This window comes from Paenibacillus sp. DP01, from assembly GCF_044784315.1.
In the GTDB taxonomy this organism is placed as follows: Bacteria; Bacillota; Bacilli; order Paenibacillales; family Paenibacillaceae; genus Paenibacillus; species Paenibacillus polymyxa.
Genome location: NZ_CP173059.1, coordinates 576577 through 601872, shown reverse-complemented (window position 1 = coordinate 601872; position 25296 = coordinate 576577). Strand labels below are relative to the sequence as shown.

At 41.9% G+C, this 25296-nt stretch carries 18 protein-coding genes, 2 tRNA genes and 1 pseudogene; 10 read left to right on the top strand and 11 right to left on the bottom strand.

Annotation, left to right across the window (positions count from 1 at the left end; genetic code table 11):
• Positions 1-83: 83 nt before the first annotated feature.
• From ACH59B_RS02695 to ACH59B_RS02680, 4 genes are all read right to left on the bottom strand, one after another.
• Complete coding sequence (locus ACH59B_RS02695; RefSeq protein WP_117290080.1) at positions 84-404, bottom strand: DUF2500 family protein; 321 nt, start codon at positions 402-404, stop codon at positions 84-86.
• A gap of 162 nt (positions 405-566) precedes the next feature.
• The gene (locus tag ACH59B_RS02690) at positions 567-914 is read right to left on the bottom strand and encodes a hypothetical protein (RefSeq protein ID WP_117290078.1); all 348 of its coding nucleotides are present in this window, start codon (positions 912-914) and stop codon (positions 567-569) included.
• Positions 915-1470: 556 nt separating this feature from the next.
• Positions 1471-2886 carry a transcriptional regulator gene (locus ACH59B_RS02685; RefSeq protein ID WP_404303273.1) on the bottom strand — a complete coding sequence of 472 codons (1416 nt, stop codon included), beginning with the start codon at positions 2884-2886 and terminating at the stop codon, positions 1471-1473.
• A gap of 200 nt (positions 2887-3086) precedes the next feature.
• Positions 3087-3147, bottom strand: a tRNA-Thr gene (locus ACH59B_RS02680).
• 393 nt (positions 3148-3540) lie between these two features.
• On the opposite strand from ACH59B_RS02680, the gene ACH59B_RS02675 reads away from it, so the two are divergent.
• The 4 genes from ACH59B_RS02675 to ACH59B_RS02660 all read left to right on the top strand — a co-directional run bounded on the left by ACH59B_RS02675 (position 3541) and on the right by ACH59B_RS02660 (position 8793).
• The gene (locus ACH59B_RS02675; protein WP_404303271.1) at positions 3541-5157 is read left to right on the top strand and encodes a spore germination protein; all 1617 of its coding nucleotides are present in this window, start codon (positions 3541-3543) and stop codon (positions 5155-5157) included.
• A gap of 12 nt (positions 5158-5169) precedes the next feature.
• Positions 5170-6396 carry a Ger(x)C family spore germination protein gene (locus ACH59B_RS02670; protein WP_404303269.1) on the top strand — a complete coding sequence of 409 codons (1227 nt, stop codon included), beginning with the start codon at positions 5170-5172 and terminating at the stop codon, positions 6394-6396.
• Between the two features lie 28 nt (positions 6397-6424).
• Positions 6425-7522 carry an endospore germination permease gene (locus ACH59B_RS02665; protein ID WP_045245083.1) on the top strand — a complete coding sequence of 366 codons (1098 nt, stop codon included), beginning with the start codon at positions 6425-6427 and terminating at the stop codon, positions 7520-7522.
• A gap of 845 nt (positions 7523-8367) precedes the next feature.
• On the top strand, positions 8368-8793 hold the full coding sequence (locus ACH59B_RS02660) for a MaoC family dehydratase (protein WP_017428063.1): 426 nt from the start codon (positions 8368-8370) through the stop codon (positions 8791-8793).
• 681 nt (positions 8794-9474) lie between these two features.
• Here the strand turns inward: ACH59B_RS02660 and ACH59B_RS02655 are convergent.
• A pseudogene (locus tag ACH59B_RS02655) lies at positions 9475-10681 on the bottom strand (IS110 family transposase).
• 401 nt (positions 10682-11082) lie between these two features.
• Between ACH59B_RS02655 and ACH59B_RS02650 the strand changes: the two are divergent.
• Entirely contained in the window at positions 11083-11829 is a 747-nt protein-coding gene (locus ACH59B_RS02650; protein WP_031462735.1) for an SDR family NAD(P)-dependent oxidoreductase, read from the top strand.
• Positions 11830-11989: 160 nt separating this feature from the next.
• A complete protein-coding gene (locus tag ACH59B_RS02645) occupies positions 11990-12337 on the top strand; it encodes a helix-turn-helix domain-containing protein (RefSeq protein ID WP_019685981.1) in 348 nt (115 codons plus the stop codon).
• A gap of 499 nt (positions 12338-12836) precedes the next feature.
• Here ACH59B_RS02645 and ACH59B_RS02640 read toward each other — a convergent pair whose 3' ends face one another.
• Together ACH59B_RS02640 and ACH59B_RS02635 are read right to left on the bottom strand one after the other, a co-directional pair.
• Positions 12837-14096 carry a Kelch repeat-containing protein gene (locus ACH59B_RS02640; protein ID WP_404303265.1) on the bottom strand — a complete coding sequence of 420 codons (1260 nt, stop codon included), beginning with the start codon at positions 14094-14096 and terminating at the stop codon, positions 12837-12839.
• Between the two features lie 170 nt (positions 14097-14266).
• Complete coding sequence (locus ACH59B_RS02635; RefSeq protein ID WP_167441022.1) at positions 14267-14707, bottom strand: NucA/NucB deoxyribonuclease domain-containing protein; 441 nt, start codon at positions 14705-14707, stop codon at positions 14267-14269.
• Positions 14708-14936: 229 nt separating this feature from the next.
• Here ACH59B_RS02635 and ACH59B_RS02630 point away from each other — a divergent pair, with 229 nt between their 5' ends.
• Positions 14937-16475 (top strand): hypothetical protein, encoded by a 1539-nt coding sequence (locus ACH59B_RS02630; protein ID WP_404303263.1) that lies wholly within the window; start codon positions 14937-14939, stop codon positions 16473-16475.
• 22 nt (positions 16476-16497) lie between these two features.
• Here ACH59B_RS02630 and ACH59B_RS02625 read toward each other — a convergent pair whose 3' ends face one another.
• The 4 genes from ACH59B_RS02625 to ACH59B_RS02610 form a co-directional block, all read right to left on the bottom strand.
• On the bottom strand, positions 16498-16731 hold the full coding sequence (locus ACH59B_RS02625; protein ID WP_167441023.1) for a hypothetical protein: 234 nt from the start codon (positions 16729-16731) through the stop codon (positions 16498-16500).
• Between the two features lie 188 nt (positions 16732-16919).
• On the bottom strand, positions 16920-18332 hold the full coding sequence (locus ACH59B_RS02620; RefSeq protein ID WP_167441024.1) for a helix-turn-helix transcriptional regulator: 1413 nt from the start codon (positions 18330-18332) through the stop codon (positions 16920-16922).
• A gap of 577 nt (positions 18333-18909) precedes the next feature.
• Positions 18910-18981: transfer RNA gene (locus tag ACH59B_RS02615), tRNA-Thr, on the bottom strand.
• 73 nt (positions 18982-19054) lie between these two features.
• Positions 19055-19402, bottom strand: a complete 348-nt coding sequence (locus ACH59B_RS02610; protein WP_016819451.1) for an MTH1187 family thiamine-binding protein — start codon at positions 19400-19402, stop codon at positions 19055-19057.
• 521 nt (positions 19403-19923) lie between these two features.
• On the opposite strand from ACH59B_RS02610, the gene ACH59B_RS02605 reads away from it, so the two are divergent.
• The 3 genes from ACH59B_RS02605 (at position 19924) to ACH59B_RS02595 (ending at position 25235) form a co-directional block, all read left to right on the top strand.
• Entirely contained in the window at positions 19924-22257 is a 2334-nt protein-coding gene (locus ACH59B_RS02605; protein WP_026065484.1) for a ribonucleoside-diphosphate reductase subunit alpha, read from the top strand.
• Between the two features lie 20 nt (positions 22258-22277).
• The gene (locus ACH59B_RS02600) at positions 22278-23309 is read left to right on the top strand and encodes a ribonucleotide-diphosphate reductase subunit beta (RefSeq protein ID WP_016819449.1); all 1032 of its coding nucleotides are present in this window, start codon (positions 22278-22280) and stop codon (positions 23307-23309) included.
• A gap of 171 nt (positions 23310-23480) precedes the next feature.
• The gene (locus ACH59B_RS02595; protein ID WP_123796693.1) at positions 23481-25235 is read left to right on the top strand and encodes a methyl-accepting chemotaxis protein; all 1755 of its coding nucleotides are present in this window, start codon (positions 23481-23483) and stop codon (positions 25233-25235) included.
• Positions 25236-25296: the final 61 nt, after the last annotated feature.

Here is a 25296-nt window from a genome sequence, read left to right as displayed (position 1 = left end):
TCTGTGGTAATTCCTTCAACTACAAAAAAGGCGCTCGTACCGAACAATTGGGTAGATCCTTTTTAGTGGTTTTGGATTAATGATTATACCGTGACTCTCTCTGCCTTTATGCTGGTACCTTGCTGTATGATTTTTGCAAAATCCCCAACAATAATAACACCATATTCAGACTCGGATACTCTTATTTCCTCTCGACTTCCGTCTTGAAATTCACATGTAAAATAATAATAACGAACAGAACTATTTTCTAGCCAATTCATTCTTTTATCAACAACTTTTGCAACTCGTTCAATTTTGGGTTTCTTTAAATTTCTTGCTTCTTCGCGTCTTAAAGGTAACATTAAAAGCCAAAACAAAATTACTAGAAAAGCAATAAAAGAAAGGAAGCCTAATAAATATTGCATACAAATTCAACTCCTTAGAAGTAAATTCTACAATATTCAAAACATAAAAACACCCCACCAACTTAGGCAGTAGGGTGTCACCGATGTTTTCAGATTGAAGAGCGTTGTTTTCTTACGTGTGAAATTGTTTATAAACGAAAATAAGAGTTATTAGATACAATATTAGTATTTAATTCTAATCGTTACTGTTTCCACTTCATCACCAAATCTATCAACAACCGATATCTCACCAGCATATGCTCCAACTCCAACATACGAAATATTTTCTGGGTCTGGGAATATTTCAATAAGCCCTCTTGAGGATACTGTAAAATCATTTGATTTTCCACTCCCCATGTAGTACCAATAACCTGGACCATATCCTAATTGATAAGTCTCATTCGGATGAAGAGTAACTGTATACCTAAGCGGTTTTGCATCAGCAACTGATGTAAAAGAAGAGAAGCTTGATACAGATAAACCAGTTGTTATAAGCACTCCTAAAAATAATGAAATAAACATTTTCTTCATAATAAGTCCCCTTTTCTCAGATATAGATTTACTATAATTTACCACAGATAAATTTGTCAAGAATTTTCTGGAAAATAAATTTAAGAATTCATAAATAAAAGACACCCCACCAACTTGAGTCAGTAAAGTGCCCCTATGGGTTTGGATTGCACAACGGTGCTTCCGTATGTGTTGTTATAAGCATAATTAGTTTGGGTTATTTTGTAAATACTATATATAGATTATGCTGATCACCCCGATAATTCATTCGGTGAATAGTGTGGTAACTCCTGCAAGGAAAAAATTCCCCGCCAAACAATAAAGGTTTAGCGGGGATTTGCTTTGCTTACGTTTAAGCCCCTCCATGTTGTACTTGAGGCTGTATATCATGCGAGTGAACAGGTACAGTAACAATTAACAAAAAGCTAGCCGCGATGATCAACAGTGCCATTTTTTTAACATAGTTCATCCACTCCTCAAATTCTGATACAGCGTTCAGGCCCCACCAATTGGATCATAGTATGGAGTAACCTGATGGCTATTCGACTGAACAGGCACAGTAACAATTAACAAAAAACTAGCTGCAATGATTAGCAGTACCACTTTTTTTAACATTGTCTAACCACACCTTTTCAATGAATTTTGAGTATTTTTCCTTTGTTTCAGGAATTGCATGGATGCGGAAATGCTCAAACATTCCTCCACAGTTTAAATAATAAGTCTCATTATTTAGTGTATGATAACTTTCCAACGAATACATCAAATATTTAAAACCATCTTCGTATGAACCTTGATGTAAATAATAATAAGCTAGCTCATAACTCAAACGCGCATACTGCTCTGGTATAACTTGTTTCGTATACATATCCGTTGATGGCTGTTGCACAAAAGAAGCAATAATCGTTTCAAACCGTTTAATTATATCATTAACATCTAACATATATTGGTTAGCTGCAAACATTACGTTCAAAAGCTTTACAATCATTTCCTTATCGACTTTATCACTTGATGCAATAATGTATTGAACGTAATCGTTTAGCACACTTACATCCCCAGATAAAAGCTTATATATGTAAGTATTACCTTCTGCCCAACTTTTGAATAAGCTGATCCAGTGTCGGGTATCCTCGTCAGTCTCCTTTACCCAATCTAAATTAGCGTAGGAGTATGTATACTGTAGGGCTTGGTGGTAATCGCCCTTAGCTTCGCAAGAACCTGAACACAACAAATCAGCATAAGCGATGTACACAAACAGTGGACGACTTAGTTTCTCGGAAGACTCATCACGTATTCGACTCTGCTGTTGGTGTTCCAAAGTATATTGAATTTCAGCTTTAGTCCTCATTGTTCTAGCAATATCCTCTACCTTGTCCCATTTACGCAAAGACCTGTACACGTTAGCTAAATCCTTCAATGCGTCAAGCTGGTCTATTTCATCAAGGCGCTCAACAAAAGCTTCAAACACTGCTGCTGCCCTGATATTACGGCTTTGGTCGTCTCCAACTTGAATCGTGAATATACGATATTGGCAGACTGCCAAACGTTCAGAATGTTGATATTTCTCCGCTTCAGCTACCCCCTCATAGAGCAGTAATGCAGCCGCATTTCTTCCCTGCGACAACAATTCTTCTGCAATTTCAAATAGCTTGGGTGAATACAGTAGATTATCCATGATAGCTCCCACTACTCGGCGGATCGCCTCCAGCTTGTCCAACTCCGCACATCGAAACAAAAGCGGCTCGATTCGCCTCATATTGGGTGGATGATCGATGATGTAGTTTTCTATAAATAGATCATAAAAGTGACCTTCTGGTAAGCCCATAGCCTCAGTGATTAAATCAAGCTGGTTAACAGACATGGACTTATTCCCTGTCACAATGGCGCTTACGATTCCCCTATTCATGCCTGCTATATGCCCAAACTGCGTTAGACTCATGCCCTCTTGTTGTAAATATCTATCTAATTCCGCTCGAATCGTAGGTGTATGCTTCATGTCATAGCCACCCTTCGCTTAGAAATTCCAGTATTTTATAATCATTTACTATTTTTGTCCATAAATTAACCGGTTGTCAATATCTTTTTTGCGAATTATGTAGAAATACTACGTTTGTCATAGGAGCACTTCTGTAAACAAAAAAAGCACGACCTCCAAAAAGCTTGGAAGCCGCGCTGTGCTTGAGTTGATAGCTATGCTGGTGAAGGGAATTGAACCCCCGGCCTGCGCATTACGAGTGCGTTCCGGTACAGTTCCCGTTAGTACCCACATACCCCCAAAGTCTGTAATTATTGAATTACGTTCGCCCTAATGCTCTCCAAAGTCCCCTTCTCGTCTCCTGCGAGCATGATGTTCTTTTGATTGTAATCCCAGCCCTCCAGATGACGATATCCCGTAGTATAGTTATCCGCCCCCATAAACCTAACTATTATGTCCTCTGTACGCTTCCAGCTCCTTAATAGATGGCATCTTACGGCTGTCTGCTGAAAGCTTGTAGACTGAACGGCGACGTTAAGCTAATGGACCTCTCCACAATATAAACATAGTTGCAATGGATTGGTATGCGACCATCTTTTGACAAGAACAGTACATATAAACTGTGGAATAGCAGCATATTACAGTTGACCGATATCTAGAAGGGAACTATATGGCATGGTTGACAAGTTAAAAAAATGGCTGTTTAAACAGCCTTCACGATCTAAAAATGGCATGAACTCTGAACCAGTTAATGACGAAAAATCGACTAAAATATCCAAAGAGCTGAGTGGCACGCTTAAGGAAAATGTGACCATACTGAACCAGGAAATAGGGCATAGCGGGGATTTCATTCTTCGTTGTTTGAATGATAAGCAGGGCAATCCGGTTCTCGCTATAGGTTTTCTTCAAGGCCTGATTGATCAGCAAATTTTAACGACACTGCTAGAGGAACTCACTGCAGGTATTCGTGATGGAGATGTCTCTGATCATAATGTCGAAAGTTGGTTGATGGATCGTATTCCTATTGGGGGTATAACTTGTCTTGACAATGAGCAATCGCTTATCCATGCCGTTCTTTATGGACAGGTGGCTCTCCTCGTCGAAGGCAGCACCAAGGCCTTTGCTGCTTCTATCAGTGGAGGGGCTAAAAGAGCAGTTGAGGAGCCAACATCACAGACAGTAGTTCGCGGCCCTAAAGAGGGGTTTACGGAGGATATTTCCACAAATATTGCGCTTCTCCGGAGAAGGATCAAATCAACTGAACTCCACTTTGATTCTCGAATTATCGGATCATACACACAGACGAAGGTATCGGTAGCATATGTTCGAGGCATTGCAGATCCAGAGGTGGTTAAGGAAATCTCCAGACGGTTAGACTCCATCAACACTGATAGTATACTCGAAAGTGGATATATCGAGGAATTTATTCAAGATGGGGTATGGACACCTTTTCCAACCATGTATAACACTGAGCGTCCAGATACTGTAGCAGGTAGCCTGCTTGAAGGGCTGGTAGCGATATTAGTTGATGGGACTCCATTTGTGCTGATTGCTCCCGTAACCTTTTTTCGATTTATAGCATCCAGTGAGGACTACTACCAGCGTTATGATCTGGCATCTTTTCTTCGGATCGTTCGGACATCATCCTTTTTCTTGGCATTGCTATTACCTTCGTTCTACATTGCAACAACTACGTTTCACCAGGAAATGCTGCCTACAACACTGCTTATCACTCTGGCTGCACAGAGAGAAAACACACCATTGCCAGCCCTGCTTGAGGCGATGTTAATGGAGCTGACCTTCGAGGTTATCCGCGAAGCAGGTGTACGAATGCCGCGCGCCGTAGGGCCTGCAATCTCTATCGTTGGGGCATTGGTTCTTGGACAAGCTGCTGTACAGGCGGGATTGGTTTCCGCAGCTATGGTCATTGTGGTATCATTCACAGCTATCTGCAACTTTGTGCTACCTGCCATCAATATGGCGGGGTCTGTTCGTTTGCTCAGATTTGGACTCATGCTGGTGGCAGGTTTATTTGGGTTATACGGCGTTTTGGCGGGAATGGTCCCCATCCTCATTCGATTAGTAGCTTTAAATTCGTTCGGTGTTCCTTATATGGTACCGATCGCACCTTTCTATAAGAGCAATATGAAAGACATGTTAGTGCGTGTACCTTGGTGGAAAATGAAGAACCGGCCGGAAATGATTGGGGATGTCAATCCAGTAAGACAGGCAACGGAACAGGAATCATATGCAGAACAAGCGGGGGAACACGGAAGAGATCCCATGGCGTAAGGAGGAACCGATATGTCCCAATTAGGCAGGTTTATTTTGGCCTTGATCATATTATTCATTTTGGCAGGTTGCTGGAACCGAGTCGAACTGAATGAGCTGTGGGTAACTGCGGCTACAGGAGTAGATATGATGGACGACGGAAAGTGGATGATGTCCTATCAGATTATTGTTCCCTCCGCCCTTGCAAGTGGTATCGGAGGAGGAACGGGAGGGTCTTCTCAACCGGCATCCCATGTATTCTCAGTAAAGTCGAAAACCTATAACCAGGCCTTATCTTACAGCAATTTGAAAACATCAAGACAAATTTACTTAGCACATAATCGTGTTGTATTTATCGGTAAAAGAGCGGCTGAGAAAGGAATGGACCGTTTAATCGATTTTTATCTTCGTAATACAGAAGCGAGGGAGATGGTAAATATGATTGTAACGGATGGACTAGCATCCGATCTATTAAAGAAATTGTTGCCGCCTGATAAACTTCAAGGCGCCGCCATGGCTGAATTGGTCGATAAGGAGAGCGATATTTTATCGGTGTTTCCAAAGGTTAGGGTTTATGATTTCGTATTAAGCATGGACTCGGATTCCAAATCTATTGGAGTACCTGTCGCCGAGATGATCGGAGAAAGGGACTATCAGGATGAGAAGGAAGCAGAGAGTCTGGATGTCTTCAAAAAAACCTCGGCCCCGCTCAAGCTGGCATTAACTAAATTGGCGATATTCCAAAACGGAAAGCTCAAAGGGTTTCTCGGCAAGGAAGAGAGTCTGGGTGTATCTTACCTGTCTCAAAAGGTTAACAACACCGAAATTTCGTTCCCATGCAGCGAACAACCAGGTAGGGAAATGTACTCTTCCATACTAGTAAACTCTGCTAATATAAAGCTTACACCCAGAAAAACGAGTTCTCATTACACTATGCAGGTTAGAGTGAAAATTAACGGGACTTTAAATGAAACTACATGCACTAAGGATATGTCCAAGACGCAGACCATGCATGATCTGGAAGAAGAGATTGCTAAAGAAGTGACCAGTACGATAAATGAGGGTTGGGCTAAACTTCAGGAACTTGGTGTAGACGCAACTGGTTTTGCTGATCGAATTCACCGGAAGTTCCCAGGGGAGTGGGAGACTGTGAAAAGCAACTGGGATCAGGAGTTTAAGAAGATAGAACTGGACATTCGAGTGGAAGCACGGATTCAACGTCCTGGACTCCTACAGAAGCATATCGGAAGTCAATCCTAACCCATTTGTATAAAGGGGCTTAAACAGTATGAATAAAACCGTCACCAAGGTATCCGGGTTAGCTATCGCCTTTTCCTTGTTTCAGGTAGGCAGTACAACGTTATTCCTATTGGGGGGTAAAGCCAAGCAGGATGCATGGCTAGCCATGTTGATCGGTGCACTTGCAGGCTTCGTACTGCTTATGATGTACTTATACATGCATAAGCTTGACCCACACCGGGATTTGTATGAGCTTCTATGCCATTATTGGGGAAAATGGGTTGGTAGTCTGGGTGGGCTTTTGTTCATCAGTTACTTTGCTTATGAAGCTTCCAGGAGTGTCAGGGACATTGGTGAGCTCGGTGCATTGACATTGCTGAACAAAACCCCTACTGAAGTCATTACGCTTATAGCGTTAATTGTCTGTGCTGATGGGGTACGGTTTGGACCGAGAGTCTGGTTCCTTGCAAGTCATATATTTCTGCTTCTGTTGGCTTTGGGTTACGGCATTCTACTATTGCTTACTCCTTTTACGGGACTTATTCACTTTGAATTTTTGTTTCCTGCACTGGAGAACGGTTTAACTCCCGTAGTGAAGGCTGCCATTCCCGAGATCGTGTCTTTTCCCTTCGGGCAGACGGTTCTTTTTCTTGTGCTGTTCAAGCTTGTCACGGATAAACGTAAATTACAGCGGTCGATCGTCATTGCTTACTGGATCACTGCTGTGTTCCTTATTGTAATGAATGAACTAACAATCCTGGTTCTAGGTCCGGAATGGGCAGCCTCAAGCACCTATCCCTTATTTGAGGTTACTCAACTAATTCATCTTCCGAAGATCGTTGAGAGAGCTGATGTCCTGTTTTCGATGGTTCTATTTATTGGAATCGGAGTCAAAACAGCTGGATTTATGTATGGGGCCGTCATTGGACTTCAAACGATAACCCCCTTTAGATATAAGCCTGCGTTACTGTTGCTAAGCATCATCATATATGCTCTTACGTTTCTCTCCCCAAGGTTAACTGAATTTTTGTGGTTCGGTCTCCATGTAGCTTTGATTCAGATCTGGCCTATCTTTCAGATTGCACTGCCTGTCCTCCTTTTCCTGACCATGCTAATTCGGAAGAAGAAGAAAAGGGCTTATAATTAGCAGCTGTTCTAGTTACGAACATGTTAATTTGCCCGCAACGGTAGAAGTGGTCAGTAGAAATAGAAACATGCATGCCTATACCAGAGGTCAAGCATATCAGTGCACTAAAGACCAGACTTCGAGAAGTTTCCTATTTTTCCCTTTGGTTAATAAGCGGGGTAAATAACCATCAACTATTGGGCTTGCGGGAAACGATGCTCAATAAGCACAAGGAGACAGCAGCGATAATTGTAGCTGTTTCTGTTCTAAAATAAAACTAAAAGACCTTCATATCATTGAAGTGCACCAGACAGCTTATTTTGTATTATTTGTAAGGCAGCATTGCTTTTAATTACACATAAATTTTTCACTTCTGGGAATCATAAATTTGTACAAGGGGTACTGTACAACATACTGTCCTTAGATTGTTCAACAAAAATCCCCGCCGACCAGTTCAGGTTAGCGGGGATTTGCTTTGCTTACGTTTAAGCTCCTCCAACGGTAACTTGAGGCTGGATACGATGGTGGTGGTTAAAGGCTTGATTAGGCACAGTTACAATAAACAACAAAAAGCTAGCCGCGATAATCATAAAGGCTGTTCAGAAAACGAATTAATCTCCGCTTCAAATCGAGGAGTATTTCTTCTACATCTATGCTATATTGGTTTGCGGCAATTATAACATTGAGCAGATTTGATATCTTCTCGTTTTCGTTAGTCGCTGATGTCGCTACAATATATTCTAGTGTTTTTTCTAAATGGGCATATTTTTATAATTAGTACTAAGTACTATTATCAAGTGTTATAATCAAGCCATAAATTTTAATGGAGTCCACCCAGCACATAATCTCAGCAAAGGAGTACATTTATGAAATTTAATGATTTTTTTGTCGGACAAACATTTAAAACCAAGTCCATAAAGATAACTAAAGAGAATATCACGAGATTTGCAGCTGAGTTCGACCCGCAATACATGCACTTGGACGAAGATAAAGCAATGCGGGGAAGATTTAATGGAATCATCGCCTCAGGAATCCAAACGCTAGCAGTTTCTTTTAAGCTTTGGGTTGAAACAGGTATTTATGGTGACGATGTCATTGCGGGAACTGCTTTTAACAATATCAGATTTATAAAACCCGTGTACCCGGAAGATGAATTACATACAATTGTGGAGGTGACTGAGCTTAGGGAAAAACGAAGTGAAACAGGAATAGTTACTGTTTTGCTGACCACTTTTAATGACAAAGAAGAGAAAGTCTTTGAAGGTGAATTGTCTGCTTTAGTTAATAAATAAAATGAAAGGCTGTTCTATCCTTTGTTGAGGAGACACTTGATAAAGGAATCACTGCTGAACCTTCCGGATTAGATAAAAACGGTTTGGAAGAGCCACAAATTCAAAAAGTTTTAAAGTATTTTGAAAAGGTGCTCCTCATTAAAAGGGGAACACCTTTCTTACTAAATTAATATATAAAAGAATAAGGTACCAGATAATATCTATCTGGTACCTTTAAATCAATTAGAGGTAATAAATAGGGTCTATCTATACATGTTTGATGCTGGTGAAGGAAATTGAACCCCCGGCCTACGCATTACGAGTGCGTTGGAATAGAGTTTTGATGGGTTTTACAAGGCTCCTATAGCCTATCCAACAATAAATAGGGTTCCGTCAGGTATTACAGATATCCGTATTTCGGTAGAAGATTTGGTAGAAGAAAATAATTGAGCCAACAAGTACAAGGCAGATGCCTTAATGGTCTCAAGTCCCTCCGTCTCATCTCCAGATCCTTCATAGCAGCATCCTACGGTCGCCTGCTGAAAACTGTAGGCTGAACCGCGACGTTAAGCTATACCAGCTAATAGCTTGTCAAGATTACCAGTAAAGTGATTCTAAATCATGTGGTATAGTTAAAATGAGCATGCCAAATAACCCTCCAATTTCCGTTGTGTCTTGGAAGGTTATGCCAATGATAATCTTTTAAATTGGACGAAATTCCTTTTTGTTTTTCAAGATTGCATAAAGCCAATGGATGAGCTTATTTGCACATGCGATTAGAGCTACTTTATGTGGTTTTCCTTCTGCTCTCTTGCGATCATAGAACGCTTTGATTCGCATATTTCGGGAGCGTATAAGCCCACACTGGACAGCCATTACCAGTGCGTAACGCAACTGCCTGGAACCACGTTTCGTGATTCGGTTTCGAGTTGCTGTAAATTTACCGGAAGCAAAGACACTCGGGTCAATGCCTGCAAAAGCCACTCTTTTTAGGATGATCAAATCGGTTGACTTCTCCAATTTCAGATAAAATTGTTGCAGCAATTTTATGCCCAATACCGGGAATCGACTGAATTAATTCATACTCTTCAATTTCTTCAGCCAGAGCATCTATGTTCTGTTCCAGTTCAGCAAGATGCTCTTAGTACTGAAGAATAAGGGTAATAAGAACTTTCAAATTGATTAAGTGGCTTGCATACATGGTTTGCTGAAATGGGTTTTGCTTTGCCGCGTCTAGCAGTCGCTGAACCCGTTGGTTAATCCAGCCCTCTGAACGCCCCCGTTTCGAAGAAAGTAGTTCTTTCATCTTAGCTTTGAGTGTAATTTCATCCGTCTGCAAAACTGAATATGAGGTTGGAAATTTACTTAAAAACCGTAGTGAAATACGGGAATACATAGCTCCAAAGACGCCTTTGTAAGCTGGGAAAACCTGATCTAAAACGGCTTGGAATTGCAGCTTCGTCTGTACACACATCTTTGAAAGGGACTCATACTGTCTTGTAAGATAGCGCAGATTGAGAAGTTGCACACCTCTTTTTTTAAAAGGTTCAAACTCTTCCTTGTAGTACAACTCTCCCAATAGGTAAGCGTCCGCAGCATCCGTCTTTACTTTACGAAGTTGAGACTTTCTAAGCCGATTTGAGATGAGCGGATTAATGATAATGTAAATGTAGTGATGTTCTTCTAGGAACTGAACAACGGGACTTTGGTAATGGCCGGTTGCTTCTAGAATAAGCAGAGGACGTAGTTTGGATGCAGTCTCAACATCCTTCAAAACTTGATGTAAATTTGCTAGGCCATCACGAGTGTGCTCGAAGTGGAATGTCCCTCTGAAGGGCTTTCCGCGCGCTAAAAAGGCTTGTCCATGACTTTCTTCTTTTGAAATATCTAGACCGACAACTGGATTCATTTCATCTCTCCCTGTAAGTTTAGATTCCCCGGCATCCCTAAGGTTCTTCTTGTCGCTCCATAGCATCGCTTGTTATACGGGATCTTACGTCCCAACCAGCCTCAATCATGGTCATGACAAGTAGGGCGAACACTATAGCGCTCGGGATCAAGTCCCACGGGCAGGATAGTTCAAATACATGGTATCATGTGGTGAGTAATTAATGGAGCTCACTTCCATCTGTTAGGCTGTAAAAACAAACGCTTGTGCCGCCTCAATTATCACTTTTTGGTGACTATATCACAAAAAAGTGGGTACTATTTTTCTTGTAACTTTTCCCCCATACTATCGTTCATAGGAGGTTCATGAAACAGACAGAGCATTCTATACCATATAAATCATTATAAAAGGAGTGTAATAGAATGGGGAAATTTGACGGGAAGGTAGCAGTTGTAACCGGAGGTACAAGCGGCATCGGTCTCGCGTCGGCACAACAGTTCGTAAAAGAAGGGGCTTACGTTTTTATCACGGGACGCAGACAACGTGAACTGGATGAAGCAGTAAAGCAGATCGGAAAGAATGTTACAGGTGTCCGAGGTGACATATCTAAATCGGAAGATCTAGATATATTATTCGAAACAGTTAAGCGAGAAAAGGGACACTTGGACATTCTCTTTGCAAATGCCGGACTAGGGTCATTTCTTCCATTAGGAGAAATTACAGAAGCACACTACTACAAGACTTTCGATGTCAACGTGAAAGGAACCATCTTTACAGTACAAAAGGCATTAGCTTTGTTTCCAAATAAAAGAGGTTCGATTATTCTAACGGGATCCACTGCTGGCTCGACGGGGATGCCAGCGTTTAGTATCTATGGTGCATCCAAGGCAGCGATCAGACAGCTCGTCCGCAGCTGGATTCTTGATATGAGAGGGACCGAAATTCGTATAAACATCCTTAGTCCGGGAACAATCGTAACGCCGGCGTACGATGAGTTATTTGGCTCTGAACTAGATCATTTACTGGAACAGGCAAAAAATGATATTCCGCTCGGCAGAGTGGGGCAGGTTGAAGAGATCTCCAATGCTGTCATGTTCCTAGCCTCTAATGAAAGCAGCTATATGAACGGCGTTGAATTATTCGTAGATGGCGGAGTAGCTCAAGTTTAACCAGGACATAATAATTTTCAAACGACAAAGATTTTTAAATCAACTTAAATGCGATTGTATTATCCCCTCCATGTAACGTTCAATTTTTCCTTCAGTGATCCTTGAAGGATCAAGCGATACATGAAGGGGATATTCTTAGATCGGGAGATGGTGCATTGATATGAAAACATTTTTCTGTGAACTGGAAGTTACACTAGAGGTTATCGGAGGAAAGTGGAAGGGGCTTGTTCTGTACTATTTAATAAAAGGACCTAAACGGACGGGAGAGCTCAAGCGACTCGTTCATAATATATCGCAAAAGATGCTGATTCAAACTCTTCGGGAACTGGAAACAGACGGATTAATTCGCAGAAAGATGTACAATCAGGTACCGCCTAAGGTGGAATATTCAACGACGGAACTGGGTCAATCACTTGAACCCATTTTGAGATCGCTTTGTGATTGGGGGGGGAATTACGCAGAGCAATCCTTCGCTCCGGGCGAGATTGAGATTTTGTATCTGGATTAACTGTCGGGGGACAAGAGCATAGTCCCATTTGAAGTCGCTATTTTAGCGGCTTTTTTGTTTTATCGTTTTACGTTGATGTTTTCGAGTGATGAGCAATATTCTAGTACAGGTTACTTCGTAATTAACAAGGTGCACTACAAAACTAAGGACACAAAACTTGTCTCAGAGATTAATAAGTACGTCTTGGATTATGGCAAAAGCATCATGCCCCAGCTGTTGCCAGGAGTCTGAGCAAACAGGTAAGCGGTTGAGGCTAATGACAATGAACCCATTACGCTAACGGGAAACGTTAGTTCAATGAAACAGATGAAGCAGCGACAGTCTAGGGCATATTTTCTCGTCCTAGCCTACCGTTGTTTCTTTTATTGTAGTTATCAAAACTTTATTTTCTGCGAACATTTAAAGTTGGTTCATATCAGTTCCGCCTTAAATGTCCGTCTGTAAGCAATTTTCCAACTAAAAAGCTCTGCCGACCTTAAGGTTAGCAGAGCTTTTTAATTTATTTAGAGTATTCACTTACTTCAAACGTAAGGATACGATCATAAAGCATGTAGTCCTTACGGCTGCTGAATGGACCTTTGTTGTTATCATGTTTATTAATGGCATATGAAGCCGATCCAGAACCAGCCTGTTTGCCTTCATACCAGGCAATAAAGTCATTAACCTCTTTCATGCTCAAATCAAATTCCTTCTCTAAACCGGTTGTCATGGTGACTACCAGAATAGCACGATCTCCCACCGGGTTATTGGGTTGAGAGGTTCCTGGATCTCCCGGTTGGCTTGGAGAGGTTCCTGGATCTCCTGGTTGGCTTGGAGAGGTTCCATTATCGCCAGGCGTATATTTCTCAAAGACTGAAAAGTATACGGATTTATTAGAGCCACCTGCAACATATATTGAATTATTCAAACTAATTGCTGACAAGAATCCCCTTGCAGTCGGCATGCTGGTTACTTTAGACCAAGTGTCTGTCTTAGGATTGTATTTTTCAACTTCAGCTGTTCCTGGTCCGCTTATTGTATCAGTAGCTGTATTACCTCCAATGGCATATATTTCATTATTTAGTACAGCCGATGCCAACCCCATACGTGGAGTGGACATCGGTGACTTTGTTGTCCAGGTATTATTCTGAGGATCATACACTTCAATAGAAGAAAGCATCCCTTTTGATTCGTTAATACCACCTATGACATACACCTTTCCATTTACTAATACAGAAGTTGTATATCTACGAGGAGTGGATAAATGAGCCTTCTCTGTCCATATGTTGGTACTTGGGTCATACTCGTAAACTTTGTCTGATGAATCGGTATACTTGGTGAATCCACCAATTACAAGAAGCTTTCCATTTACAAATTGAGCAGCATAACCAGCTACATCATTAGGAAATGATTTTCCTTGTGTCCACTCATTTTTCAACGGGTCATAGATATCTAATTTGTTATTTATAGGCTCGCCACCTACAATGTATATTTTACCATCATATACAGCAGCGTTAACCGTTCCTCTCACTGCTGGAAGTTTTCCCTTTTGTGTCCACGTTTTAGCTTCGGGATCATAAACATCAATCGTGTCATAAAATTTGTTCTGGTCATGTCCCCCTATTGAATATATCTTTCCATCAATAGCTAAAAGGTTTACTCTGTCGATTTTTTTAGTTAAATCGGTCACGCTTGTCCATTCATTTTGTTCAGCAAATATTTGTGTTCCTGTTGACAAAAAAACTATGCAAATAATAAAAACGGTAAATACTTTTTTCAAAACAATTTCTCCCCTCCGTGTTCTTGTATGCATAAGATTACTCGATTCAATCTAGTGAGTCTAAACATAAACTTGCTTATCTATAAATATAATCTATATATTTGCATATTTAATTTTTATTGGGTATAAAAAAGACTCTATTGGCCGTCAACCGTTAGAGTCTCTCATCCTTATTTCACTATGAATCTTACCTTTGTTCCATCAGCATACTTATCTAACTGATGACTTACCCATGATCCTGCTCCCCGGTTATCACTAGGGGTTATGTATCTGATATCAGCACCTGCGCCACCTTCAGCACACATTGCCATTGGCCACTCGTCGCGATCATATCCTTTTTTAGTCGGATAGCCTTTGAGCGACTCCCTTCTGTTTTCTTCAGCTCCATCACGGTCAATCGTACATACAGCAGAATGTCCAGCTGCTATTCCATCTCTAATATGCGCCCTGGTTTCAGGGTAGCGTGAACTTGGGAACTCCAACGTATACCCAGCTGCTGTATGTTGGTTGATTGCTGTCGGTTCAGCATAAACACCTTGTACCGAGAAAATAGCAGCTAGTAAAAAACAATTAATCCTCTTACGATTCCTTTTATCATACGACACCTCCATAGTATTTCAAATCTTCTCAATACTATATTGGGAGACATGTCGAAGTATCGCATAGCTTGTCGCAAAACAAAAAAGCCTATCAGTGTATAGAGTGACAGAGAGTAATTACTGCTATAAAAATTTAAATTCTCATTTCAACTTTTATTTGAATATATATACATTAATGTTTAGACATACCTTTTTCTTTTTTGTATGCTTACCAAGCAAATAAAACAAAAGGGGCATATTTATGAAAAAACTAGCATTAACATCTTTGTTATCCTTACTTCTTTTACTTGGTTTTAATCAGAATATCTACGCCGCTTCAGTAGGTGAAAAATTAACTTCTCCCGAAGCTGGTTGGACAAGATTTGATGACAAAGACCCTAATATCATATACCGAGGAAATTGGAGAGATAATCCTGGTTCTTTATACTACTCCTCAAGTATGAAACTCACAAGTAGCATTGGTGATACAGCTTCTTTTCCTTTTTTCGGAGATAAAATAAGGATTATCACCGATTCAAATACAGACCATACAAACAAATTAAATATTGAGATTGATGGTGCATTAGAAAGCTTCACACTTAATAGAAGTGCTGGAGGACAGTACTTGGTCTATGAAAAACTTAACCTAACTAATAAATGGCATACTGTGGTAATCACAACAACTGAAACAAAAGTTTCTTCCATTGACGCTATTGATATTAGTAAGGACGGGTTATTGGGTGATTCTACTATCATCGAAAGAGTGAACGTAACTCCTGAAGAATCAAGCGTTGTACTGGACTGGGGCCAAATGGGACTAGCAACTACATATTCAATTAAAAGATCAACGATTTCTGGCGGCCCCTATAAGACAATAGTCGACGATTTAAAACAACTTAAATATAGTGATACCGATGTTATTAATTTCAAAAAATATTATTATAAGATTGAAGCATATGATGATTCAGGCAATTTAATCTATGCTACTAAAGACTATAGTGTGACTCCTCCTTATGCTGCCGTTGAGAGTATGGAAGGCTTCACACCTCCCATCGGTACAACTGCCAAGGCAACTAGCACTTATAGTAATCAGACCGCAGATAAAGCATTGGATAAAAGTTTAGATACAAAATGGAATGCGTCAGTTCCTGTCGCTTCACTTGAGTTAAATTTTCCTAGGCGTTTGAAAATGAATTTTATTCAGTTAGCTGCCCAAACAACGCCTCAAGCTCAAGTTGATTATACTATTTTTGGACTAAAGGATGGAGAATGGACTCAAGTAAGCCCTGTCTCAACTAGAACTGTGAGCGCAAATACACAAATGAGAGTATTAGATCGTATTGATATTACTGAGGGCGTGTACAGCGCTATTAGAATTAATGTTGATGCCCGCTCATCATGGGCTTCCATTCATGAAGTAACGCTTGGTATTATGAGTGAGTTACCCATCGATCCAGATTTCCCTGGTACCGAAACGCCAACTCCCGATCCGAACCCAACACCAAACCCTAAACCTGAACCGTCTAATCCTAGCGTTCCAACCGAACCATCACAACCAACTAGTGACCGCGCAATTTTGGTTGTGACACTGGATACAGGGTTGGAAAAGGAATTCGACCTGAGCATGAAAGAAGTAAACTCTTTCATTTCTTGGTACGAAGGTAAACAATCTGGATCAGGTACAGCATCTTATGCTATTGATAAGCACAATAATAACAAAGGTCCATTTAGTACCCGTAAAGACTACGTAATCTTCAACAAAATCCTTACGTTTGATGTTAGCGAGTATTCAACTAAATAAACAACAAAGGACTCCATACTGGTTACATACCAGTGGAGTCCTTCTTCACATCTACTCTAAATTCAAATTGATTCCGTATGTAATAAGCTCCGGCAATCTTGACCGAATCAGGCGAAACCTTTTCTATAGTGCCACCATAATCTACAACCGACACCATATCCTCTCTCAACGACTGAACAACGTACACTCTTGCTTGATTTAAAGCAGCAGCAAATAGTCCGATATCGGACTTTAACACTTTATATGTATGGTTCATGCTGATCACCTCAGGATAGGTAATTAATGGATTGTGTAGAAACCCCTTCAATGTATAAACCCGCCGACCAGTTAAGGTTAGCGGGTATTTGCTTTACTTACGTTTAAGCACCGCCAACTTGGTCAAACAATTGTACGATTTGGCTATGGTTATTCGACTGAACAGGTATAGTACCAATAAACAAAAAGCTAGCCGCAATGATTAGCAGTACCATTTTCTTTAACATTATCTAACCACACCTTTTCAATGAATTTTGAGAATTTTTGTATTGTTTCAGGAACCGCATGAGTACGGAAATGCTCAAACTGCCCTATACAGTTTATATAAAAACTCTCATTATTTAGTGTATGATAACTTACCATTGAATACATCAAGTATTTGAAGCCATCGTCGTATGTACCTCGATGTAAATGATAATACGCTAACTCATAACTCAAACGTGCATACTGTTCTGGTATAACTTGTTTCGTATACATATCAGATGACGATTGCTGCACAAAAGAATCAATAATCATTTCAAACCGTTTAAGTATATCATTCACGTCTAACTGGTACCGATTAGCAGCAAGTATTAAGTTCAACAGTTTAGTAACCATTTCATTATCGACCTTTGAGGCAGCAATGTATTCTACATAATCCGGAAGTACACTTATCTCCCCGGACAGGAGTGTATTAACATAAATATTGCATTCTGCCCAGTTTTGGAACAAGCCAATCCAGTGTTGGGTGGCCTCGTCCGTCGTCTCTTTGACCCAACCTAAATCAGCGTAGGCATATGTATATTGTAGAGCTTGTTGATAATCGCCTTTGGCTTCACAGGCACTTGCGCACAACAGGTCAGCATAGGAAATATATACAAACAACGGTCGACTTAGCTTATTGACAGACTCATCCCGCTCTCGACTCCGTTGTTCATGTTTCATTGAATATTGGATTTCTGCCTTGGCTCTCATTTTCCTCGCCATTTCGTCAACCTTGTCCCATTTACGCAAAGACCTGTATACATTAGCCAAATCCTTCAACGCATCAAGCTGGTCACTTTCATCCAGCCGTTCGACAAAAGCTTCAAACACCGCTGCCGCCCTAATGTTACGACTTTGATCGTCTCCAATTTGAATCGTGAATATGCGATATTGACAGACTGCCAAGCGTTCAGAATGTTGATATTTCTCCGCTTCAGCTACCCCCTCATAGAGCAGTAATGCAGCCGCATTTCTTCCCTGCGACAACAATTCCTCTGCAATTTCAAATAGCTTGGGTGAATACAGCAGATTGTCCATGATGGCTCCCACCACTCGACGAATCACATCCAACTTGTCCAACTCTGCACAGCGATACAAAAATGGCTCGATTCGCCTCATATTCGGAGGATGGTCGACGATGTAATTTTCCACGAACAAGTCGTAAAAGTGACCTTCTGGTAAGCCCATAGCCTCAGTGATTAAATCAAGCTGGTTAACAGACATGGACTTATTCCCTGTCACAATGGCGCTTACGATTCCCCTATTCATGCCTGCTATATGCCCAAACTGCGTTAGACTCATGCCCTCTTGTTGTAAATATCTATCTAATTCCGCTCGAATCGTAGGTGTATGCTTCATGACATAGCCACCCTTCGCATAGAAATTCCAGTATTTTATAATCATTTACTATTTTTGTAAAGGAATTAACCAGTTGTCAATATCTTTTTTGCGAATCATGAGGAAAGGCTACGTTTATCATAGGCCACTCCTGCCGACTTGGCATTGAAGCATCCGTTTTAAGTTCGTTTACCCTTGTCCCTGCTCACAGTTCGACCGTCGCACTAAAACACTACTTATCCCCATTCCGTCCTTACGCATAGATTGCGTCCTGCTTGCATGCGTCCACAAGCCTTGTGTTATCAAATTCCAAACACTACGGGCATAATAGCGCTCAATAAGTTTACTCAAAACCAACTTAAAACAAGATGAATCCAATCAACCGCTTCTAAGATTTCTCTTACTTGATCCACTATTAGCATTCAAGAAGCGGCATTAAGAAACATTGGGAATTCTAATTACAGGGGAACCCATGAACATTGAAAAATCCACTTTACTATACTAAAGGGTAGAAAAATGGTAGAAGATTGTCCAAAATCACAAAAAAGCGCAGCCTCCAAAAAGCTTGGAAGCCGCGCTGTGCTTGAGTTTTATAAGATGCTGGTGAAGGGAATTGAACCCCCGGCCTACGCATTACGAGTGCGTTGCTCTACCCCTGAGCTACACCAGCAGGTCAGTGTGACTGACAACAAAAACTATTATACTCTTAGTTACATAAAAATCAATCACTTACATCAACTTTATCAACTAAGATTTGGATTTAATTCTGTAACATTCCCTGCCGTGGTTCCGGATAGCTTATCTGCGACGGATCGCAGCTTTTGGCGACTGGAGGAAGGCTTGTCACGGCGATCATCGATTTTGACCGAAGTGGAAACGCGTTTGGCTCCTGCTAGGAATGGCGCTTCGTGTAGCGCAGCAATAGCGGTGAACACATCGTCCAACGAACCTTCAATAATCGTACTCATAGAGGTAAGTTCATAGGTAATTCCCTTTTGCGTCTTCAACACTTTTTGCATTTGAGCAACGTAGTCGCTCAGGCTCGTACTCCCCGTTCCAATCGGGATTACTGTCACTTCTGCAATGGCCATCACCAAGTTCCTCCTTTAAATTGAAAAAATCATCTTTTTTAAAATTCTAAAAACTCAGTCGATAAAGCAACCTTGTTCTTCAAAAAAGTTCCATATGTATACGGCTTATTTTAGTAGGAAACATCTTTATCATTTATTGTACCGTTCACTCCGTCTCAATTCAAATACAGCCCGCGACTTCTCTGCATATTTTGATTTTCCATTCCTTTTCCTTTACGTATGGCTTCGAATGTTGCTATAATACTCCTTGCACTTATTTGAAATTTTAAGTTTATATACACAATATGTTGGGTTAAATATTCATAACACCTCTAAATATAGTGATGTAGCCGATGATTCCTACGGAAACCATCTTTTTTCCTTCATTGGCAGGCGCATCGCTATTTCTATGTTATTGGATTACATACAGCCCCAAAATGCTGTCTGACCATCGCTTTTTTCACCAGTTTCTTTTCTCAGATCATTTTCATGCCTATTCCCTAAGTATGAATTCCAAATCAAGAAAGCGAGGAATTAATCCTATGCCACAACTCGTAACCAAACCAAACAATCGCCAGTTGGCCTTTGATGAAATACGTATATCCGTATATGCTGACCGTGTACTCAGCGGGCTGGACAAGCTGGATAAAGATCGACTCATTCGCGGTGTAACTAGTAAGCTCCGCCGGGACGAAGTCACTGGAGATGAGATTAGCAACGCATTTGCAATGGCTGCTCTAGAACTGGTTAGCAAGGAAGAACCGGACTGGAAATTTGCCGCTGCGCGTGCTTTGCTCACTTCCCTATATAAAAAAGCGGCTACTCACCGCCGTTACAAATCCTATGCAGACGAGCCTTACGGCGCTTTTTATCCACTGATCACTGATTTAGTTCAAAAAGGAATCTACCGTCAGGAACTGCTTGACTGCTACACCAAGGAGCAGATTGATGAGCTCGGCGATTCCATAATGCCGCAGAATGACCTGCTGTTCGACTATATTGGACTGTTGACGCTGTCTGAGCGCTATTTGGCCAATGATTTTGACGGACGCGTAATGGAGCTTCCACAGGAACGCTACATGATTATTGCAATGTACCTGATGCATCAAGAGCCTGCCGACAAGCGTATGGAGCTGGTCAAGGAAGCATACTGGGCGATGAGCAACATGTACATGACCGCAGCTACACCAACCATGTCTAATGCCGGAAAAAAGGTGGCCGGACAGCTCTCCAGCTGCTTTATCGACACCGTAGACGATTCATTGGAAGGTATTTTCGATTCCAATACCGATGTAGCCCGTCTTAGCAAAATGGGTGGCGGTATCGGCGTATACCTCGGTAAAGTACGGGCGCGCGGCTCCGATATCCGTGGACATAAAAATACAAGCTCTGGCGTTATCCCTTGGATTCGCCAGCTAAACAATACAGCTGTTAGCGTAGACCAGTTGGGTACACGCAAAGGTGCAATCGCCGTTTACTTGGACGTATTCCACAAAGACATTCTGGCGTTCCTGGACCTGAAGCTGAACAACGGTGACGAGCGGATGCGTGCACATGACGTGTTCCACGGCGTATGTCTGCCCGATTTGTTCATGGAGCGGGTCGAAGCACGGGGCGAATGGAATCTGTTCTGTCCGCATGAAGTGAAGAAGGTGATGGGCTGGAAGGATGACAAGGGTCGTCCACTGGGACTGGAGGATTTTTATGATGAAGCCTTCGGTTCAGGCTCCTTCCGTGAGAAGTATGAGGAGGCGTCACAGCATCCGATCCTCTCTCGTATTACGGTGCCTGCCATTGACATCATGAAGCGTTTGATGAAATCACAGCTGGAAACAGGTACGCCGTACATGTTCTACCGCGATACGGTAAACCGTGCTAATCCAAACCGCGCCCATGGTATGGTATATTCCTCCAACCTGTGCACGGAAATTATGCAAAATCAATCTGCAACGGTAGTGGAAAAAGAAGAACTGGTCACCAAGGATGGACAAACACGCATTGTTATTTCCAAAATTCCTGGCGACTTTGTTGTGTGCAACCTGAACTCCATCCATCTGGCTCGTGCGGTTCCGGCAGGTGTGCTGGATCGTCTCGTACCGATTCAGGTACGTATGCTGGATAATGTTATTGATATCAACAACATTGAGGTGCTGCAAGCACAATACACAAACAGCCAATATCGTGCTGTCGGCTTGGGTACATTTGGGCTGCATCATCTGCTCGCACTTGAGGGCATCCGCTGGGAGTCCGATGAAGCGGTAACCTATAATGATCATTTGTATGAAAAAATTAACTACCTGGCCGTAAAATCCAGCATGGAGCTGGCGAAAGAAAAAGGCCGTTATGCCAAATTCGAGGGTTCTGACTGGTCGACCGGGCATTATTTCACTTCCCGTGGCTATACAGACGGTACACGTGAAGGCAAATTCGTCACTACGTCCGAGTGGAGCGAGCTTGCGGAACAAGTCCAACAAAACGGTGTCCGTAACGCATGGCTGTTCGCCATTGCGCCTAACGGTTCTACGTCCATTATCGCAGGCTCTACCGCTAGTATTGATCCACTGTATGAGTTGCTTTCCTATGAAGAGAAAACAACCTACAAGATCGCTAACCCTGCACCAGATTTGAATGAAAAAACCATCTGGTACTACAAAACAGCTTTCTTGCTGGATCAACACGCTTCAATCAACATGGCTTCTGCACGTCAGCGTCATATTGACCAAGGTCAAAGCTTTAATCTATATGTACGCCCAGATATTAAAGCTACCGAATTTTTAGCGCTGCATATTCATGCCTGGAAATCGGGTATGAAGTCGACCTATTATGTACGCAGCCGCGCACTGACGATTGAAGAATGCGAAAGCTGCGCATCCTAAACTAAAGGAGAGAGGCTCTCATGCAGTTACAAAAGATTTTTAACACGGAAGCGCCTAACCGCTCTACCCGTATTATTGAAGGCGAAAACTCCGGTATCCTGAACTGGAACGATATTCGGATGCCGCATATGTACAAACTATATAAAGTACTGCTGCTGAACCACTGGATTCCAGATGAAATTCCGATGTCCAAGGACGCGTCCCAATTCCCTATGCTGGATGCCGAAGAGCAGCGCACATTCAAAATTAATATTGGCCTGCTAGCTGTGCTGGATTCCATGCAAACCATGTTTGTCGGAGATGTAAAACGATATTTTACCGATTCCTCGCTGGAAGCTATTTCGGCCATTATCGGACAACAGGAAGTCGTGCATAACCAGTCCTACTCTTACGTGCTGTCTTCCCTGGTATCAGAGCAGGAGCAGAAGGAAATTTTTGAATACTGGAAAAATGATCCTGTCCTGCTGGAGCGTAACACATTCATCTCGGACATTTATCAAGAGTTCCGCGATGAGCAGAACCCGCAAACCTTTTTCCAAGCCATGGTAGCGGATTTGATTCTGGAAGGCATATTCTTTTACAGTACATTTGCTTTCTTTTACAATTTGGCCCGTGACCAAAAAATGATGGCCACCAGCCAGATGATCTCGTATATTCAGCGCGACGAAAATCAGCATTGCTACTTCTTTGCCGAAGTGTTCAAGCAGCTTTTGGCTGATTTCCCTGAGTTGAATACCAAGGAAAATACGGACTATGTCTATCGTATGATCAACCGCGCTGTGGAACTGGAAACGAATTGGGCGCATTACACGCTCAAAGAGGTTCGCGGCATTGACTTGAACGAGCTGAGCGATTATATCAAATACATGGCAAACATGCGCCTGAGACTTCTGGGTATGGACAAAGCATACGAAGGTGTAGATGTAAACTGTATGCCTTGGATCAAGCCATTTTCCGATGAAGCGCTGAATGCAACAAAAACGGACTTTTTTGAAGCAAAATCACGCAATTATGGCAAGGTCGGAGATGACAACGGATTTGACGATTTGTAAATCATAAACTACAAGCCTTAACTCGGTTATTGCTGAGCTAAGGCTTTTTTCTATGGGGATGAAACTTGCGTAAATATGCAAAAAATTCATGAAACATATGAATTACTATTCATATTTTCCTAGTTAAACACGATATATAGGAAGGTGAAATAATATAGTAAGGAGCATATTATGAAAAGCAAAGTCAAAAAAAGATTGGGATTACAATCCAAACTCTACTTCATCTTGCTCATTCCTTTAGTTGTGATTGGCGTCATGATTCTGTGGACGACCAAACTATCTATTCAGAATGCTTCTCTATCAACCATGCAGCTAAACAATGAAGCGTTGGCGGTGAATACGGCCAAGCTACTGGACAAATCAGCCGTCAAAAGCTTAAACACGAATCCATCCGAGCAGAGCAGTGAGTATAAAAAACTTCGGAACGAGTTAAATACGCTCAGGCTGCAAAGCGGAGTCCTGTATATGTATATGTACAATCGTGTTGGCGATGAGTGGAAGCTTACAGTGGACGGAGCTGCTTGGGACGACAAAGACTACAGTCCTTTTGGAAGTCCTGTAAGTTTTACCCGTAAAGAAACGGCAGATAGATTGAAACAAGGGGAGACGGTAACTACAGATATCACAACGGACCCTGATTGGGGAACGATGTTTTCTTCCTTTACACCCATTAAAGATACAGATGGAACCATCATAGGCTATCTGGGAATCGACAGATCCCTAGCCTCTGTAACTGAAGTATACGAGAAAACCTTGCCTGAGGCCTATCGGCTAGTTATCCCTGTGGTCTCCATCATTCTGATCATTTCCATTGCGGCAATGATGCTGGTAACACGTCGAATACTACGTCAAGTGCGGTTTATTAAAGATACACTGGAGCAAGTAGCTGATGGCAATCTTACGGCTACATCGCAGCAAGTTACGTATGATCAGCTAGGTGAAATCAGCGGCTTGACGAACCGGATGGTAGAAGCCATGTCCAATATGATTGTGGACATTCAAAGCAGTTCGAGTACACTTCAGCAAGCATCCGAGAATATCGTCGTGACATCAGAAGGAACCCTTCACCAAACCGAGGAACTGTCCCGCACACTCCAACAAATTGCCGATGTATCTACAAACCAAGCAGATCAAACGATAGAGTCGGTTCAGCAATCTGACCGCTTAGGACAAACGCTGGATGAAGTCGGAAGCCATGTGCACCAATTTACGGATACGGCGCGCCATCTCAATGAAGTCCGTAATCAGGTAGCCAGTGAACATGAACTGCTATTGGAGAAGGGACGAGAAAGCGCTCTGCGAATCAAGCAAATGCAGCGTATGTCACACGCGCTAACTGAAAAGTCCCGCGAAGCAGCTAACATTGGACAGCAGGTACAGGGCATCGTAAAGCAGACGCAGATTTTATCCTTTAATGCCTCGATTGAAGCTTCGCGTGCAGGGGAAGCTGGTAAAGGTTTTTCTGTCGTAGCTCATGAAATGGGACAACTTGCCCAACAATCTGCCATATCTATTCGTGAAATTGACGAAATCTTAAGTAGTTTTGTCGAGCAAATTGAGCAAATGGGCGATCAATTTGATGAAAATATAAACACTGTCAATGAACAAGAAAAACAAATTGCATTATGTCTACAGTCTGTTGATAAAGTCACCCAGGTATCAGAGGAAGTTGAGGAACTGGCTGCACATCTGGCCCAATTGACTACAGAAATGCAGGAGGTACGTCACAGCGTAGATCAACATCTGAAGCACACAGCCAGCGCGGCGCAGCAAACTGCCGGAATGACAGAAGATGTATCCGCAAGCGCACAGAAGCAGGCCCTAGCGGTAAAAGAACTATCCGAAGTAGCCCGTAATCTGACCACACTCTCCAACAATCTACAACGTCATGCTGATCAGTTCCGGGTGAAAAATTCCGACCAGTAATGATTTCGGTGAACTGTGACCCGTAAGATGGACACTTGATTGAAAGTGTCCATCTTACGGG

Bases quoted from the DNA above. Each gene is read 5' to 3' on its own strand.
- ACH59B_RS02695 (WP_117290080.1), bottom strand. From the start codon at position 404: ATGCAATATTTATTAGGCTTCCTTTCTTTTATTGCTTTTCTAGTAATT.
- ACH59B_RS02690 (WP_117290078.1), bottom strand. From the start codon at position 914: ATGAAGAAAATGTTTATTTCATTATTTTTAGGAGTGCTTATAACAACT.
- ACH59B_RS02685 (WP_404303273.1), bottom strand. From the start codon at position 2,886: ATGAAGCATACACCTACGATTCGAGCGGAATTAGATAGATATTTACAA.
- ACH59B_RS02675 (WP_404303271.1), top strand. From the start codon at position 3,541: ATGGTTGACAAGTTAAAAAAATGGCTGTTTAAACAGCCTTCACGATCT.
- ACH59B_RS02670 (WP_404303269.1), top strand. From the start codon at position 5,170: ATGTCCCAATTAGGCAGGTTTATTTTGGCCTTGATCATATTATTCATT.
- ACH59B_RS02665 (WP_045245083.1), top strand. From the start codon at position 6,425: ATGAATAAAACCGTCACCAAGGTATCCGGGTTAGCTATCGCCTTTTCC.
- ACH59B_RS02660 (WP_017428063.1), top strand. From the start codon at position 8,368: ATGAAATTTAATGATTTTTTTGTCGGACAAACATTTAAAACCAAGTCC.
- ACH59B_RS02650 (WP_031462735.1), top strand. From the start codon at position 11,083: ATGGGGAAATTTGACGGGAAGGTAGCAGTTGTAACCGGAGGTACAAGC.
- ACH59B_RS02645 (WP_019685981.1), top strand. From the start codon at position 11,990: ATGAAAACATTTTTCTGTGAACTGGAAGTTACACTAGAGGTTATCGGA.
- ACH59B_RS02635 (WP_167441022.1), bottom strand. From the start codon at position 14,707: ATGGAGGTGTCGTATGATAAAAGGAATCGTAAGAGGATTAATTGTTTT.
- ACH59B_RS02630 (WP_404303263.1), top strand. From the start codon at position 14,937: ATGAAAAAACTAGCATTAACATCTTTGTTATCCTTACTTCTTTTACTT.
- ACH59B_RS02625 (WP_167441023.1), bottom strand. From the start codon at position 16,731: ATGAACCATACATATAAAGTGTTAAAGTCCGATATCGGACTATTTGCT.
- ACH59B_RS02620 (WP_167441024.1), bottom strand. From the start codon at position 18,332: ATGAAGCATACACCTACGATTCGAGCGGAATTAGATAGATATTTACAA.
- ACH59B_RS02610 (WP_016819451.1), bottom strand. From the start codon at position 19,402: ATGGCCATTGCAGAAGTGACAGTAATCCCGATTGGAACGGGGAGTACG.
- ACH59B_RS02605 (WP_026065484.1), top strand. From the start codon at position 19,924: ATGCCACAACTCGTAACCAAACCAAACAATCGCCAGTTGGCCTTTGAT.
- ACH59B_RS02600 (WP_016819449.1), top strand. From the start codon at position 22,278: ATGCAGTTACAAAAGATTTTTAACACGGAAGCGCCTAACCGCTCTACC.
- ACH59B_RS02595 (WP_123796693.1), top strand. From the start codon at position 23,481: ATGAAAAGCAAAGTCAAAAAAAGATTGGGATTACAATCCAAACTCTAC.